This window comes from Mesorhizobium sp. M1C.F.Ca.ET.210.01.1.1, assembly GCF_004791585.1.
Lineage (GTDB): Bacteria > Pseudomonadota > Alphaproteobacteria > Rhizobiales > Rhizobiaceae > Mesorhizobium.
The window spans coordinates 93,590-109,999 of sequence record NZ_SRUU01000020.1; the positions used below are offsets into that span (position 1 = coordinate 93,590).

Below are 16,410 nucleotides of genomic sequence, written 5' to 3' on the forward strand. Positions count from 1 at the left end.
GTTATCATGGCTGACCTGAAACTTGGAAAACTTCCGGACCGAACAGCTTCGAAGATCACCATTACCGTCAGCGCGGAGCTGAGCCAAACACTCAAGGAGTATGCTGCACTTTACCGTCAGACCTATGGTCAGTCTGAAACCGTGGCAGAACTCATCCCTTTCATGCTGGCGGCGTTTCTGGAAGGCGACCGAGCCTTTGCCAGGGCCAGAAAAGAACGTCTGCCGACGGAGCTTGCCGGAAAATCGTGACTCCTCCGCTAGGGCAGCTGGAACATTGCCTAGCTGTCGCGACCTACCTGCTCCTCGCGAAGCATAGGATCAAACCCCTTGGAATGTAGGTATGCGCAAGAGAGGATGTGGAAGGAGATACCGCGCAACAGCCTAAGTTTGCATTTTCGATTTGATGCGGTAGTCGCCTATGAGCGGTCAAAACGAACGCAGCTGGTTCGCCGATCGACCAAACGGCGAGCGCACTGTGCTTTGCTCAGACCGCCACCGAGTGCCTCGCCGTTCCCCCTTTGAAATATGTATCGAACTTGGCCGCGATGGTTCGAATGAAGGGGCGACTTTCAGTCCGTACGAGGAAACTGTCACCATCGAATTCAAGCGCTCGGGCAGGATCGTGGAGTGCGATGGACCTCGAGCGATGAAGGAGCTGCTCGCCGGCTTTGCCGAACCGCTCCACCAGATCGACTGCCGAGAAGGCAAAATCACACATCAGCCGCTCGATGATCCAGCCACGGACGCGATCGTCGTCGGAAAGGGCAACGCCGCGGACGGCAGCCAACCCGCCATCCGCAACCATGCGCCCGTACCCGGCAGTCGAAGCCATGTTTTGCACGTAGCCTTGGCGAAAACGACCGATGGACGAAGGGCCAAGTCCGATCAGTGTCGGGCAGCGATCCTCAGTGTAGCCCTGAAAATTGCGATGCAAAACCCCTGCGCGGGCCGCTATGGCCAGCGCATCGTCGGGCTTCGCGAAATGATCGAGTCCTATTGCCTCATATCCCTTGGCGACAATTGCCCGCGCCGCGAGTTGAGATTGGGCGAAACGCTCAGTGGGACTCGGCAGCCATGCCTCGTCGATCATCGTCTGATGCTTCTTGAACCAGGGCACATGTGCGTAGCCGAACAGGGCCATCCGGTCTGGCTCCAAGGTCAGTGCCTGCGCCACCGTGGAACAGATCGTCTCGCGTGTCTGATTCGGGAGCCCGTAGAGCAGGTCCAGATTGACCGATTCGACGCCCCGCGAACGAACCCCGTCGACGACTGCCTTGGTCTGCAAAAAACTCTGCTCACGATTAATTGCTTTTTGCACTTGCGGATCGAAATCCTGCACGCCGAGGCTCGCCCGGGTTACGCCGATTTGAGCAAGTGCATCAAGGCGCGCCTTGTCCATGTCGTTGGTTTCGATTTCGATGCTGACCGTAGCATCCGGGAGAAAGTCGAAGCTGTCCCGCAAGGCCGCTCCAAGAGCAACCATATCATCGGGCCTCAGAATAGTTGGCGAACCGCCACCGAAGTGGATTGCACGGACATGTGCCTTGCCGCTCAGCAGACCGGCAATCGTGACGATTTCGGCATTCAGCGAGCGCAGATAAGCGGCCACCGGCTCATATTGGTGCGTCTGCTTGGTGTGGCAGGCGCAGAACCAGCAGAGCTTGTCGCAGTAAGGAATGTGCAGGTACAGCGAGATTTCGTCGCCGCTTTCCAGCGTCTCCAACCAGCCACGGTAAATGGCAGCATCGATCCCCGAATGGAAATGCGGCGCCGTCGGATAGCTGGTGTAGCGTGGGACGTTCTCGCTGAGTTTGACAGCTATTTCCGATTGCATCTCGCGTTCACCGTGTTGCCCGCCGGAACACTGCACGCATCGCTGAAGCAGACCCTGATCTCGATCAGCCGCGCTCATGGACAAACCGCCGCAGGATTTCTCTACCCTGGATGGGTATCCTGCCGGCAGTTAGGATCGGGTAAGGCGAACGCATGACCTTTCGGCAAGACATTCATAGTTCCGGCATTCCTGTTCTTTGCTTCCCTTGCGAGGCACGGCGTCGCGGTGTCTGCGGTGCGCTCGATCCAGACAATTTGGTTGGGCTCGCCAAGACTTGCTCGCGTCGCCGGATCGAGTCAGGAATGGAGTTGACCGGCGAGGCACAGAACGTCGACAGCTACTCCAACGTGCTTTCAGGCGTTGTAAAGCTATCAAAGAGCCTGTCGGATGGGCGCCAGCAGATCGTCGGTCTCCAGTTTGCACCGGATTTTCTGGGACGTCCTTTCAAGGTGGAAAGCTCGATCAATGCGGAAGCGGCAACAGCAGTCACGCTGTGTTCGTTTCCGCGAGCGGCCGTCGAACGGATGATGAAGGCGTCACGGGAATTCGAGCATCGCCTGCTCAAACAGACGCTGAATGAACTCGATGAGGCGCGCGAGTGGATGGTGACGCTGGGGCGCAAGACAGCTCCGGAAAAGGTAGCGACTTTTCTCCTCATGATGGCCCGGAATATCGATTCCAGTCTCGATGCGGCTTCCGGGTCGGCGTCCTTCGATCTGCCGCTGACGCGTGTCGAAATGTCTGATTTCCTTGGAATCACCAACGAGACCGTGAGCCGCCAACTGACGCGATTGCGGGCTGACGGGGTGATTCGGATTGAGAACGCACGCCATGTGACGGTGGACAGCATAAGCCGTCTGGAGAAGCGCTGTGGCGGCGGACGCGAGCGGCCCTAAGCGGCGAGGCCATGTCGCATGACTCCGGGGCGGGCCGTGTTTGCCTTTTAATGCGATGTTGCCGCGCCTTCGACGAAGCGGCGTCACGGTCGAGACAAACAGCTTTCGGGCTTTGATAGGAACGTGACCAATCGCCAGGTGTGTTTCGGCACATACCGGCGAAGCATGGTCCTTAATCTGCCACGGCTCGGCGGAACGATCGCGTTCGTTTCCAATGGGATCCGAACAACGTTTGGCAGGGCATCGGCAATAGCATCCAACGCGCGCAGGGCCTCAGCTTTCGCCTCAGCGATCGCGTCTGCGCCCGCCCAACCCAGGGAACGCCTTCCATGAGGGGGGTGAGCCCGCGCTGCGTTCCTCGTTCATTCGCCACCTGCTGATTGCGCCGCCGACACAAAATCTTGCGGCCTGACATAGATCAGGGCGAGGGGGCGGCGGCTGCGCGATTAGTGCGCTGCGGATTTGGCATCCACCAGATTCGAGATCGGGATCTGCAATGAAATTCGGCACAGAGATCGTCCTTCTAAGCGTGTTCGCTTTTGCGGCCCTGGTGGCCGCCGGCTTCGGCGTGGATGAACCTTTCCGCCGACACATGTGGGTGTTGTTCTTCGCAGTGGCTGGTTTCACTGCGATCCTGTTGCGCAACACGGAGTTCAAGCCAGCAGCTCCGATTGACCCATCCGCTTACATGGATGGTCCGATCCGCTACGGCGCGATCGCCACCGTGTTCTGGGGTGTCGTCGGCATGCTGGTCGGCGTGGTGATCGCGCTGCAGCTCGCCTACCCCGATCTCAACATCCAGCCCTGGTTCAATTTCGGTCGTTTGCGGCCGTTGCACACATCCGGTGTCGTCTTCGCCTTCGGCGGCAACGCGCTGCTTTGCACGTCTCTGTATGTCGTGCAGCGCACCTGCCGCGCCCGCCTCTTCGGCCGTGATCTGGCCTGGTTCGTCTTCTGGGGCTACCAGCTGTTCATCGTCATGGCCGCGACCGGCTACCTGCTCGGCATCACCGAGGGCCGCGAGTACGCCGAACCCGAATGGTATGTGGATGTCTGGCTGACCATCGTCTGGGTCGCCTACCTCATTCTGTTCCTTGGCACGATCCTGAAGCGCAAGGAACCGCATATCTACGTGGCCAACTGGTTCTACCTGTCGTTCATCGTCACCATCGCGATGCTGCATGTGGTCAACAACCTGTCCATACCAGTCTCGTTCCTGGGCTCCAAGAGCTACTCCGCCTTTTCAGGGGTCCAGGACGCCTTGACGCAATGGTGGTACGGCCACAACGCGGTCGGCTTCTTTCTCACCGCCGGCTTCCTCGGCATGATGTATTATTTCGTGCCCAAGCAGGCGAACCGGCCAGTCTATTCGTACCGGCTGTCGATCGTCCATTTCTGGGCGATCATCTTTCTCTACATCTGGGCCGGGCCGCATCACCTGCACTACACCGCCTTGCCCGATTGGGCGCAGACGCTCGGCATGGTGTTCTCGATCATGCTGTGGATGCCGTCCTGGGGCGGCATGATCAACGGCCTGATGACGCTGTCCGGCGCCTGGGACAAGCTGCGCACCGATCCGATCATACGCATGATGGTGATGGCCGTCGCCTTCTATGGCATGTCGACCTTCGAAGGCCCCATCATGGCGATCCGGGCGGTCAATTCGCTGTCGCATTATACCGACTGGACGATCGGCCACGTCCATTCGGGCGCGCTCGGCTGGGTTGGCATGATCTCGTTCGGCGCAATCTACTACATGGTGCCGAAGCTCTGGAACCGGCAACGGCTCTACTCGTTGCGGCTGGTCACCTGGCATTTCTGGCTGGCGACACTTGGTATCGTTGTCTACGCCGCGGTGATGTGGGTATCCGGCGTCATGCAGGGCCTGATGTGGCGCGAATACGACGAGCAGGGCTTCCTGGTCTACTCCTTCGCCGAGACCGTCGCCGCCATGCACCCCTACTATGTCATGCGCGCCATCGGTGGGGCCATGTACCTCTCCGGCGCGCTGATCATGGCCTGGAACATCACCAGGACCATCCTCGGCCACCAGCGCGAGGAGGAGCCGATGCCGAGCCCCGTCGCCATCCGACCTGCGCGATCAGGAGCCAGGTAATGGGCTTGATGGACAAACACGCAATCATCGAGAAGAACGCCACGCTTCTTCTCGTTGGCTCGCTGCTCGTGGTGACGGTCGGCGGCATCGTCGAGATCGCGCCTCTCTTCTATCTCGACAATACGATCGAGAAGGTGGAAGGCATGCGCCCCTATTCGCCGCTCGAACTTGTCGGGCGCAACATCTATATGCGCGAGGGCTGCTACCTCTGTCATAGCCAGATGATCAGGCCGTTCCGCGACGAAGTTGAGCGCTATGGCCACTACAGCCTAGCTGCCGAGTCCATGTACGATCACCCCTTCCAGTGGGGATCGAAGCGCACCGGGCCGGATCTCGCCAGAGTTGGCGACCGCTACTCGAATGCATGGCATGTCGCGCATCTTACCGACCCGCGCTCGGTGGTGCCGGAATCGATCATGCCGAGCTATGGGTTCCTGAAAGACACGCCGATCGACGTGAAGGATTTCTCAACGCATCTGGTCGCCAACAGGCTTGTAGCCGTCCCTTACACCGATGACATGATCGTCCACGCCAATGCGGATCTGGCGGCGCAGGCCGATCCCAATGCCGACACATCAGGCCTTGAGGCGCGTTACCCAAAAGCCAAGATCGGCGACTTCGACGGCAACCCGCAACAGGTCACCGAAATGGATGCCCTGCTCGCCTACCTGCAGATGCTTGGCACACTGGTCGACTTCAAAAATTACGACGAAGCCGCCGGCTACCGCTGAGGAGAACGCTGATGACCTACAATTTGATGCGGGCGTTTGCCGACAGCTGGGGCCTGGTTGCGATGGCGCTGTTCTTCGTGGGGTGCATCGCCTTTGCCCTACGCCCCGGCAGCCGAAGGCTGGCCGACGAAGCGGCCCGCATTCCGCTCGAGGACGAGTGATCATGAGCGACGAGCATATCGATGAAATCTCTGGCGTCTCGACCACCGGCCACGAATGGGATGGCATCCGGGAGCTGAACAACCCGCTTCCCAGATGGTGGGTTATCACCTTTTACGTCACCATTGTCTGGGCGATAGGCTACACCATCGCCTATCCAGCATGGCCTCTGTTGCACTCGGCGACGAAGGGTGTGCTCGGCTATTCCAGCCGCAACGAGGTCAGGAACGAGCTGACTGCGGCTGAGGCCGCCAAGGGCAAATATATCTCGGCGGTGGAGTCCAAGAGCGTCTCGGAGATCTCCGCGGACGACGGCCTGCGCGAATTCGCAATCGCCGCCGGTGGCGCCGCTTTCAAGGTCAATTGCGTACAATGTCACGGCTCCGGCGCCCAAGGTTCCAAGGGCTTTCCCAATCTCAACGACGACGACTGGCTATGGGGCGGCAAGGCCGAGCAGATCCAGCAGACGATTACGCACGGCATCCGCTTCGCATCCGATCCGGACACGCGCCTGTCGGAAATGCCGGCCTTCGGCGACATCATTACCGCCGACCAGATCGCACAAGTCAGCGCCTACGTGGCCAGCCTTTCCGGCAAGGTCCGCGATGCAAGTCTGATCCAACCCGGCGCCAAGGTCTTTGCCGAGAACTGCGTCGCCTGTCACGGCGACAATGCAAAAGGCAACAGGGAATTCGGCGCCCCCGACCTGACCGATGCGATCTGGCTCTATGGATCCGGTGAGACAGCCATCGCCGCACAGGTCCGTGCGCCAAAACAGGGCGTCATGCCGGCCTGGGTTGGCCGTCTCGGCGAGATCAAGGTCAAGGAACTTGCAGTTTATGTCCATTCGCTTGGCGGCGGAGAATAGGAATGGAAGTCCTATTCTTCGGTCCCCCCTGCCAAGCGGACGAGGCCCGGCGTGAGCCGGGCCTCGACACCATCCCTAATGCGATCTGCACAACCCGGCAAGGCTATCCTACCGCGAGGCTTTACGACAGGTGCCCCTGACATTGGCTGGGAAAGTGGAGTTGCACATGCGTGATAAGACGCAGTTGACACGGCTCGAAACAGAAACTGTCAATTCCGCCAAAACCCGCAAGCCGCTTTATGCCGCGCGTCAAAAGATCTTTCCGAAGCGCGCCTCGGGCAACTTTCGTCGCTTCAAATGGCTGGTGATGACGATCACACTTGGCATCTACTACCTGGCTGCGTGGCTGCCTTGGGCTCGCGGTCCATTTGCCCCGGACCAGGCAGTCCTGCTCGATCTCGCGAACCGGCGCTTCTACTTCTTCTTCATCGAGATATGGCCCCAGGAATTCTTCTATGTGGCCGGCCTCCTGGTCATGGCGGGCGTCGGTCTTTTCCTGATCACCTCGACTGTCGGCCGTGCCTGGTGCGGCTATGCATGCCCTCAGACGGTGTGGGTCGATCTGTTCCTCGTCGTCGAACGTGCGATCGAGGGGGACCGCAACGCCCGCATGAAACTTGACGCAGGTCCCTGGACCGCGCGCAAGCTCATGCTGCGTGTGTCCAAGCACACCATCTGGCTGGTCATAGGGGCGGCGACTGGCGGCGCCTGGATCTTCTACTTTGCCGATGCACCGACGCTGCTCGGCGAGCTCTTCACCGGCACTGCGGCGCCCGTCGCCTACATCACTGTCGCCGTCCTGACGGCTACCACCTACACGTTCGGCGGTCTGATGCGCGAACAGGTCTGCACCTATATGTGCCCGTGGCCCCGCATCCAGGCGGCCATGCTCGATGAAAATTCCCTCACTGTCACCTACAATGACTGGCGCGGCGAACCGCGTTCGCGCCACGCCAAGAAGGTGCTGGCCGCAGGCCAGCCCGTGGGCGACTGCGTCGACTGCAATGCCTGTGTCGCGGTCTGCCCGATGGGGATAGACATTCGCGACGGCCAGCAGCTCGAATGCATCACTTGCGCGCTCTGCATCGACGCCTGTGACGGCGTCATGGACAAGCTCGGCAAGGAGCGTGGGCTGATCGCCTATGCGACGCTCTCCGACTACAACGCCAACATGATGCTGGCGACTGCAGGCGGGTCCAGCTCAGTCAATCCATCGCTGATCAGGACCGCTGATGGCCTGTTCTCCGACAAGGTGGCGCATTTTCACATCCGCAAGATCTTTCGGCCGCGCACCTACGTCTACATGGGCTTGTGGTCGCTGATCGGCCTCGGCCTGCTCTATTCGCTGCTGACGCGCGATCGGCTCGAACTGAACGTATTGCATGATCGCAATCCCCAGTTCGTCACGCTGACCGACGGATCCATCCGCAATGGCTATACCGTCAAGCTGCTCAACATGATCCCCGAGCCGAGGACGATCGTCGTAACCATGCAGGGCCTTGAAGGCGCTGACATGGTCGTCGTCGGCGACGACATCCCCGCAGGCCGTTCCTTCGCCATTCCGGTCGAACCCGACCGCCTGAAAATGCTGAGGGTCTTCGTTCGCCAGCCGGCGGACCAGATCCGCGCTCCGGCACAGACCTTCAAGTTCCGCGTCGAGGACAGAGCCAGCTTTGAGTCGAACGAGTACACCGCCACCTTCAACGCGCCGGAGCCCCTCAGATGACTGCCAATGTACAAAAGCCTCGTGAATTCACCGGCAGGCACATGCTGGTCATCATCCTGGCCTTTTTCGGCGTGGTCATCGCAGTCAATCTGACCATGGCAACGCTCGCCAGCACAAGCTGGACTGGCCTCGTCGTCGAAAACACCTATGTGGCGAGCCAGCAATTCAACAAGAAGGCCGAGGAAGGACGGGCGCAGGCAGCACTTGGCTGGACCGGCAAGCTGACCATCGCATGGGGCGAAGTTCGCTATGGCCTCGCCGACGTCGCCGGCAAGCCGGTTCCCTTGCACGGCGTCAAGGTGCTGTTTCGCCATCCCGCGTACGAGAAGGAGGACAAGTCGGTCACCCTCGCACCCGCCTCGGGCCAGGAATTCGCAGCCCAGCACATGCCGAAGGACGGCGTCTGGATTGTCGAAGTCGACGCCGACGCCGGTCTGGACAAACCGTATCGCGACGTCCGCCGGATCATGATTTCCAATGGAGCGCTGCAATGAGTTGTTGTGCACCGGGCGCCGAAATGGCGCTTGATCTGGTCAACACCGGATCGGTCCTGCCGTCCAGCCAGGAGATCAGGCTGGCGAGCCGATCGCTTGGCGATGATCTTCACCAGACCGATCTTTCAGTACCGACGGTTCATTGCGCAGGCTGCATCCAGACGATCGAGACGGCGCTGGGAAAGCTCGATCGCGTCGAGAGCGCCCGCGTCAACCTGTCGACGAAACGGGTCTCTGTCCGGTGGCGTGGTGACGAGGTCCCACCGTTCGTCGTCGCGCTTGGGCGGCTAGGCTACCAGGCGCATCTCTTCCCTTCCGAGGTCGGCGACAAGGACAGGACGTTATCGGATTTGATCCGCGCGGTCGCGGTTGCCGGCTTTGCGGCGGGCAACATCATGCTGCTTTCGGTCTCGGTCTGGTCCGGCGCCGAAGGTGCTACCCGCGACCTGTTTCACTGGGTCTCGGCGCTGATCGCCATTCCTGCCCTCGCCTTCGCCGGCGGCATCTTCTTCCGTTCGGCCTGGAATGCTTTGCGCCATGGCCGCATGAATATGGACGTGCCGATCGCGGTCGGTGTTTCGCTCGCCTACGCCATGAGCCTCTACGAGACGATCAACCATGGCGATCACGCCTATTTTGACGCGTCGGTATCGCTGCTGTTCTTCCTGTTGATCGGCCGCACGTTGGATCACGTGATGCGCGAACGTGCCCGGACCGCTGTGAAAGGCCTGTCCCAGTTGGCCGCACATGGCGCCATGGTGCTGCGCAGCGACGGCGCGCGCGACTATTTGCCGGTCGGCGAGATCGAACCAGGCATGCGGTTGTTGATCGCAGCCGGTGAGAGGATCCCCGTCGACGGCAAGATCATCCAGGGAACGTCGGATCTCGACTGCTCGCTGGCCTCAGGCGAAAGCACGCCGAAAAACGTGGCGCCGGGCGAAGCAGTTCAGGCCGGCGTGCTCAATCTTACCGGCCCGCTGACGATTGAGGCGACAGCCGCCGCGAAGGATTCGTTTCTGGCGGAAATGGTTCGTCTTATGGAAGCCGCAGAGGGCGGCCGCGCGCATTATCGCCGGATCGCCGATCGCGTTTCAGCGCTCTATGCCCCGGTGGTTCATCTCACAGCCTTCGCGACGTTCCTTGGCTGGATGGCGGTGACCGGCGACTGGCACCGGGCGATAACCATCGCCATTGCCGTTCTGATCATCACCTGCCCGTGCGCGCTCGGCCTCGCCGTACCGATCGTTCAGGTGGTCGCCGCGCGGCGCCTGTTTGAGAACGGCATCATGGTAAAGGACGGTTCTGCCATGGAGCGCCTGGCGACGATTGATACAGCGGTGTTCGACAAGACCGGAACGCTCACGCTCGGCCAGCCCCGGCTGGTCAATGCATCGTCGATCGATCCGGCCATGCTGGCAGTCGCGGGAGACATGGCTACGCATTCCCGCCATCCTTTTTCAAAGGCCATAGCCGGTTTTGCCCATCCCGGCGGGCAGTACAAATTTGATGCCGTCACCGAGCATCCAGGGTTTGGAATCGAAGCCACTGGAGCCGGAAGCACCTGGCGGCTAGGCCGACGCGGATGGGCTGGATGGAGAGCCCGGACCGGTGGTGAAGGCAAACATGGCGGAACCGTGCTGACAAAAGACGGGTTCATTGTCGCGACCTTCGATTTTGAGGACGCGCTGCGCGCAGACGCCAAGGCGGCGATCGGGCAATTGAGCCATGCCGGGGTGTCAGTGGAAATGCTGTCGGGCGATACTGCGGGTGCCTGCGGTGAAGTCGCAGAAATGCTGGGTGTCAAGGACTTCGTTCCGTGCCTGCTGCCATCCGGCAAGGTCGAGCGCATCGAGACCCTGGCGAAAGACGGACACAAGGTTCTGATGGTTGGCGACGGCCTCAACGACACGCCGGCGCTCAGCGCGGCGCATGTCTCGATCGCTCCAGCTACCGCCGCCGACATTGGCCGCAATGCCGCCGACTTCGTATTCCTGCGCGAAAGCCTTCTGGCAGTGCCTCTCGCGCTGGACGTCTCGCGCAAGGCGGGACACCTGATCCGCCAGAACATCGCGATTGCGATCGTCTACAATGCGGTGGCAGTACCAATCGCCATCCTCGGGCACGCCACGCCTTTGTTAGCGGCGATTGCCATGTCTGCCTCATCGGTGCTTGTTATTGGAAACGCATTGCGCTTGCACGGCTTCGGGGCGAATGCGACGCTGCAAGTTATTCAAAAAGTCGGACGCTCCGCAGTCAGCTATTCGGCATAATCCTCGTGACGACGTTGCTCTATCTCATACCAGTGGCCCTTTTTCTGGGTGCACTGGGTGTGTCCGGCTTCGTCTGGGCATTGCGAAGCGGTCAATACGAAGATCTCGACGGAGCCGCCGAGCGGATACTAATTGATCGGGACGACAAACCGGAACGCTGATTTCAATCCGCTGTGCATAAGATGCGCGGATCGCGCTCGTCAGTCGAGCCGGCTCGGTCGGGAACAAGCTGTCCATGCTCCATGCTCCATGACCATCTTGACCTAAGCTGCACACTACATTTGTGAAAAGCCTCTGTCGTGCGAAGGACTGCCTCCCATTGCACCCAGTATGAGGCGGCTGATGCCACGAGAGTACCTCGCGTGGCCGGACGAGAGCTTGGCCATGTGCGCACGGGTTCCAAAGTGGAACGTCACGGTCGATCACCTGACCGTGAACCGCCAGTGCCGATTGGTCATGTCTGGCTGATCCAGATCAGGGTCATACTCATCGGTGTGTTCTATTGACCAGTCTTCGACGGAGAAATGCATGACTTACGGAAAGATTGGTCGTCATTATCAGCACCTTCACGGTTCTGGGTTTTCTGTCGTGTGGTCGGCCATGCCTTGTGCTTACGGCGCAGCCATTAGCTGACCGGCGTCGTGTGTATCTCGCTTGCTGGCTGACCATCCGCGTGGCTGCGCGGACACGGGGGCCGATCAACAGCTTTCGCCTTTGATGGGTTGTGTGCGTCGAAAGTGGCCTTCTTTGGGCTGACTTCGTAGAAATGTTCCAGGGCTCGCATCCAGCGCCGAAGATCCTCGTGATGTCAACGTGCTGCGGAGCATCATCGGGGTTGGGACGTGCGTTTTCGAGATCGATCAACCGTCCGAAGTTGATCATTGGTTCGAGTGACGCGCGCTATTTCGACGACTATGTCGCCGCGTGGGCTTTGCTCTATCGGCGACTGAATTGCAAGGACATCGACATCGAAGCCATGCAGCAGGTTCTTGATGAGATATGCGCGGTCGTGGATAAAAGTTTCCGCTACCTTGGCTGGGATGACGAGAGAGAGCGCTACGTTCGATACCCTCGCAAGAGAGCCCGCTTCGACGTCGTGGAGCGTGAGTAGTATGCGCAAGGGTTCCAGGTGGAATGTGGCGATCGATGCGGCGCGGCCGTGGCTGACCAGCGTCGCGAGTGTCTCGCTTGCTGGCGGCGATCTGCGCGGCTGCGCGGCCAAAGGGCGGGATCGGTTAGCCGCATCCACCTCTGAGCGCTTTGAGTGCTTCGTTGCCGATCGATGCGAATCTCCCGGCCCAGCGCCTTTAGGCAATGCGGCGGCCACGGAGCTCATGTCACTCGGCTCAGTTCCACCGTTACACGAGGATAGGCGACCGGATGGCGGCACGCTGATGGGCTCTGACGATAATTTTGACATCGTTGTCGTTGGAGCCGGCCCGGTCGGCCTTTCGTTCGCTGCGTCGCTTGCCCAAAGCGAACTCAAGGTGGCAGTTGTTGAACAGAACACATTCGATAGTCTGGCGAATCCGGCTTTCGATGGTCGCGAAATCGCGCTGACCAACGCTTCGATCAGAACCCTTCGCGAGCTCGGCGCCTGGGATGTCATCCCGGCTTCGGACAAATCAGCACTTCAAGGCGCGCGCGTGCTCAACGGCTCGAGCGCATTCGCTCTTCGTTTCGATCCTCCCAGCAACTCTGGAGAACCGCTGGGGGTTTTGGTTCCAAATTGCCGGATCCGCGAGGCGCTGTTCAAAATCGTCCGCTTGCAGGATCGCGCCCGGCTGTTGTGCGGCCACTCGGTCGTCGATGCAACAAACAGCCAAGAAGGAGCAGTCGTAACGCTCTCTAATGGCGCGCGTTTAACTGCTCGGCTGGTTGTTGCCGCGGATTCGCGTTTGTCCGCCACGCGTGATCTGCTAGGCATCGGCGCCGATATCAACCGGCTTGGCCACTCGATGCTGATTTGCCGAGTGAGGCACGAGCGCGCCCACCACCAGATCGCCATCGAATGGTTCGATCACCATCAGACGATAGCGATGTTGCCCCTCGCGGAGGGCATGTCGTCGCTGCTGCTCACATTGCGCTCAAACGAGGCCTATAGACTGCTTGCCTTCGATGATGATTTGTTCCTGTCGGAGTTGACGAAACGGTGTCGAGGGCGCCTTGGAAAAATGACCTTGGCAAGCAAGCGCCACACCTATCCGCTGGTCACGACCTGGGCGCACAAATTCCGGGCGCCGAGCGCCGCACTCATCGGCGACGCTGCCATCGGCATGCACCCGGTGACCGCTCACGGATTCAACATCGGTCTCAGCAGCCAGAAGCAACTCGCCCGTGGAATCATGACTGCGTGCCGCGACGGCCGCAATGTTGGCGACCCCGACATGCTGCATATATACGAAAGGCGGCTGCGCCTGTCGGCGGCGCCGCTCTACCATGCAACGAACATATTGATTGGACTCTACTCCAGAGACCACCTGGCGGCACGGCTTGCAAGGCATCTGGGGCTTCGCTTTGCCCAACATGTTCCCCTTGTCCGGCATGGGATATCGGCGGAGCTCCAGCGGTGATACTGCACCAGCAGTCGCATTTTTGCGCGTGCTGGGCGAGCGATGGGAGAGAGTGCATGATGCACCGGAGTAATCCTGCTCCCCGACGCTGATCTCCGATTGAAGAATTAACCCGTCCTTCAGGGGGGCTGCATAGGCTGCGGACAAGCAGGAGTAAGCAAGCTGACCCGTCCAGCCTTGGAAAAGAAGATCCGCTGGAGGCGAGAATCCTTCAGGACCAGCTCGCTGATCTGAGGGCAGGCCTTTTCGTCTCAATGCCGATAAGCATTGTGCTGTCCGGGCTGATTTTGACCGTGCAGGCCCTTTCCGGGAACGGTCTTGCTGGCGCGGCCTGGTTTTCGGTCGTTAATGCGATAAATGCCGCCCGCCTTGCACTCGCCCGTCATCAGCTGAAGGAACCCGGAGTCCAGGATGATCTGACACGGGTTTGGCTGCGGCTTCGCTGGTTTGGCAGGCTTGCTCTTCTGGCGGGATTCACCTGGTCATTCCTTGCCATCCTAACGGCTGGATACACGACGTCTCAAGCATCGCTGCATCTAATAATTCTGGCGGGCATTTCAGCTGGCGCGGTCACGTACGGCAGCTCATATGCTGCGGCAGCGATATGCTTCATCACACCGCCACTCCTCATTGCCGCCGCATGTTTGCTGACGAAGGGAGCCCCGGAAAACTACATTCTGGCTTTTGCCGTCCTGCTTTTCGAGGGCGGCCTGGTTCGATCCTCGTTCGTTGGACAAGCGCGCTTCCGTGACGCGAGCCGCCTGAGACATCAAGCCGAGCGGCTTGCCGCGGAAATGGAGCGCAATTCCAGGGAGGACCATCTTACCGCGCTCCTCAACAGGCGGGGCCTCGAACATGCAATCGATCAGTTTGAGAACACCGATGGACCCTTTGTGGCCATGCTGATTGATCTGGACGGGTTCAAATCTGTCAACGGTACCTACGGTCACAGAACGGGTGACGAGCTGCTTGCCAGGATCGCCCGCCGAATAGAGGAAGAAGCACCGGAGGGCTCAACGCTCGCCCGCATCGGTGGGGATGAATTCGTGCTGGTTTTTTCTTCGCGAAAGAATTCTCCTTCTCCCACCAATCTCGCGTCCAATCTCATAGCCAAGCTTGCTCGCCCCTATCCTGGGATCGCATCCGTCCGCATTGGAGCGTCTATAGGAATCTACTTGGCTGAAAACCCCGGACTGACGGAAATGTTGTTGCGGGCCGACATCGCCCTTTACACAGCTAAGCGCCGCGGCAGGAATGAATTTTGTCTGTTCGGTGCCGAGCTAGCCCGGGAACTGCAACGCCGCCAGTCAATCGAACGCGATCTTCATTCGGCGATAACGATGAGAAGCTTGGTCGCTTGGTTTCAGCCAATCGTAAGACTCGAAACTGAAGCGTCGTCGGTTTTGAAGCCTTGCTAAGATGGTCTCACCCGCTTCACGGTCCCATTTCTCCGCCCGAGATCATGACAGCGGCACGCGAAACTGGAATGCTTCAGCTGCTAACTCAAACGGTATTCGCCGACTGTTGCGCTCTTATCGAGGGCTTGGTCAAAGCTGACCGTCGTGATGTTCGTGTGGCGATGAATGTTTCACCGCGCGAGTTGGAAGCTGGCGATATTGACGAGATGATTCTTAATGGTCTGGCGGCAAAAGACCTCCCTGCAACGATGTTCGACATCGAGATTACCGAAGAAGCCCCAGTGGATCCGGACAGAGTGGATGAAAAGCTCGGCCAGCTTTCACATGCTGGCATTTCTATCGCGCTCGAGGACTTCGGCACCGGTTTTTCGACGTTGGCATCGCTCAAGGACAGTCGGATCAGGAAAGTGAAAATAGATCAGGGCTTCATTCGCGGCTTAGCCAAGTCCCGGGAGAATCGGCTGCTTGTCAAAGCGGTGATTGACCTTGGTAGGACGCTCGGGATCGAGGTCATGGCCGAGGGCGTTGAAACAGAGGCAGATCGGCAAACTCTGTACAAGCTTGGCTGCAGAACCGCGCAGGGCTTCCTGTTCTCTAAGGCAGTGCCTCTCCATTTGGCACTTGATTCGGTAGTAAAAGAGCACGCGAAGGAGTTGTGACCGGCCTCTCCGTCCGTGCTGCTCGCGGAACTTTCATGTGGGGTGGACCTGACGCGCGAAAGCCGTTTCGGACGGTAGAGTTATTACGGGGGCGAAACTGAGCACGTGGTTTGGATAGCAGCAATCCGGTCCACCGGCGCACATGCAGCGGCTTCATACAAGCGTTCAAGTTGCGAGATGAGCTTGAGTGAACGACGTCGGAGAATTGCGTCCCTTGGACGCTGGTTTCGCGGTTCCCGTAGGATTCGATTACGGGAAGCGTTCTTGGCTGCTTCTCGGCTCAGCGCTCATCTGGATGAACAACGTACCCGCGGTCAAGGTTTTCGCGACCTCAACCCAGTCACCATCCCGCAACAGCAGCGGTCGGGTCCTGATCAAGCGCTCAGCCTCAGCACAGGTGCTGGAGCAACGGTAGAGCGCGGAAAACGTGTATCGGAATGCGCTGGCTCACCATAGGAAGCTGCCACGGCATGTCGAATGTCCCCAGGGGGCGGGACCGTTCCCTTGCATTTGTCTCGATGACGGGCTCTCAAAGCTAAGGTCGTGCCCCGCTGAGTGGTGTAGCTCGGCGGTAGCGAAGCCGCTCGCGAGCGCGCCCTCAACAGCGCCGTAGCGAGCGAGCGGCGTAGCGGTGGTCATCGATGTTCTTCGGTAGGGTTGGGTTGC

Annotated in this window: 15 protein-coding genes; 14 read left to right on the top strand and 1 reads right to left on the bottom strand. The window is 59.7% G+C overall.

Annotation, left to right across the window (positions count from 1 at the left end; all coding sequences use genetic code 11):
- Positions 1-6 precede the first annotated feature (6 nt).
- Positions 7-249 carry a DUF2274 domain-containing protein gene (locus tag EN853_RS21690; RefSeq protein WP_126057786.1) on the top strand — a complete coding sequence of 81 codons (243 nt, stop codon included), beginning with the start codon at positions 7-9 and terminating at the stop codon, positions 247-249.
- Positions 250-484: 235 nt separating this feature from the next.
- Here the strand turns inward: EN853_RS21690 and hemN are convergent, their stop codons facing one another.
- Positions 485-1,834 (bottom strand): oxygen-independent coproporphyrinogen III oxidase, encoded by a 1,350-nt coding sequence (gene hemN, locus EN853_RS21695; protein ID WP_126059321.1) that lies wholly within the window; start codon positions 1,832-1,834, stop codon positions 485-487.
- 152 nt (positions 1,835-1,986) lie between these two features.
- On the opposite strand from hemN, the gene EN853_RS21700 reads away from it, so the two are divergent.
- The 13 genes from EN853_RS21700 (at position 1,987) to EN853_RS34690 (ending at position 15,744) form a co-directional block, all read left to right on the top strand.
- Positions 1,987-2,730 (top strand): Crp/Fnr family transcriptional regulator, encoded by a 744-nt coding sequence (locus EN853_RS21700; RefSeq protein WP_126057787.1) that lies wholly within the window; start codon positions 1,987-1,989, stop codon positions 2,728-2,730.
- Positions 2,731-3,226: 496 nt separating this feature from the next.
- Positions 3,227-4,846, top strand: a complete 1,620-nt coding sequence (ccoN, locus tag EN853_RS21705; protein ID WP_126057788.1) for a cytochrome-c oxidase, cbb3-type subunit I — start codon at positions 3,227-3,229, stop codon at positions 4,844-4,846.
- A complete protein-coding gene (ccoO, locus tag EN853_RS21710) occupies positions 4,846-5,577 on the top strand; it encodes a cytochrome-c oxidase, cbb3-type subunit II (protein ID WP_126057789.1) in 732 nt (243 codons plus the stop codon). Before ccoN ends, ccoO begins: the two co-directional genes overlap by 1 nt.
- A gap of 11 nt (positions 5,578-5,588) precedes the next feature.
- Positions 5,589-5,738: a cbb3-type cytochrome c oxidase subunit 3 gene (locus tag EN853_RS21715; protein WP_024502864.1), complete on the top strand. Its 150-nt coding sequence runs from the start codon at positions 5,589-5,591 to the stop codon at positions 5,736-5,738.
- A 2-nt stretch (positions 5,739-5,740) separates the two neighbouring features.
- Positions 5,741-6,604 carry a cytochrome-c oxidase, cbb3-type subunit III gene (gene ccoP / locus EN853_RS21720; RefSeq protein WP_126057790.1) on the top strand — a complete coding sequence of 288 codons (864 nt, stop codon included), beginning with the start codon at positions 5,741-5,743 and terminating at the stop codon, positions 6,602-6,604.
- 166 nt (positions 6,605-6,770) lie between these two features.
- Entirely contained in the window at positions 6,771-8,330 is a 1,560-nt protein-coding gene (gene ccoG / locus EN853_RS21725; protein WP_126057791.1) for a cytochrome c oxidase accessory protein CcoG, read from the top strand.
- The gene (locus EN853_RS21730; RefSeq protein WP_126057792.1) at positions 8,327-8,824 is read left to right on the top strand and encodes a FixH family protein; all 498 of its coding nucleotides are present in this window, start codon (positions 8,327-8,329) and stop codon (positions 8,822-8,824) included. The genes ccoG and EN853_RS21730 overlap by 4 nt, the downstream gene beginning before the upstream one ends.
- Complete coding sequence (locus EN853_RS21735) at positions 8,821-11,094, top strand: cation-translocating P-type ATPase (protein ID WP_126059322.1); 2,274 nt, start codon at positions 8,821-8,823, stop codon at positions 11,092-11,094. Before EN853_RS21730 ends, EN853_RS21735 begins: the two co-directional genes overlap by 4 nt.
- Positions 11,095-11,099: 5 nt before the next feature.
- Positions 11,100-11,255 carry a cbb3-type cytochrome oxidase assembly protein CcoS gene (gene ccoS, locus EN853_RS21740; RefSeq protein WP_081714250.1) on the top strand — a complete coding sequence of 52 codons (156 nt, stop codon included), beginning with the start codon at positions 11,100-11,102 and terminating at the stop codon, positions 11,253-11,255.
- 605 nt (positions 11,256-11,860) lie between these two features.
- On the top strand, positions 11,861-12,205 hold the full coding sequence (locus EN853_RS21745) for a hypothetical protein (RefSeq protein ID WP_126057793.1): 345 nt from the start codon (positions 11,861-11,863) through the stop codon (positions 12,203-12,205).
- A 280-nt stretch (positions 12,206-12,485) separates the two neighbouring features.
- A complete protein-coding gene (gene ubiM, locus EN853_RS21750; RefSeq protein ID WP_185928959.1) occupies positions 12,486-13,667 on the top strand; it encodes a 5-demethoxyubiquinol-8 5-hydroxylase UbiM in 1,182 nt (393 codons plus the stop codon).
- Positions 13,668-13,921: 254 nt separating this feature from the next.
- Complete coding sequence (locus tag EN853_RS34685; RefSeq protein WP_245455339.1) at positions 13,922-15,085, top strand: GGDEF domain-containing protein; 1,164 nt, start codon at positions 13,922-13,924, stop codon at positions 15,083-15,085.
- Positions 15,079-15,744 carry an EAL domain-containing protein gene (locus tag EN853_RS34690; RefSeq protein WP_245454739.1) on the top strand — a complete coding sequence of 222 codons (666 nt, stop codon included), beginning with the start codon at positions 15,079-15,081 and terminating at the stop codon, positions 15,742-15,744. The genes EN853_RS34685 and EN853_RS34690 overlap by 7 nt, the downstream gene beginning before the upstream one ends.
- Positions 15,745-16,410 lie beyond the last annotated feature (666 nt).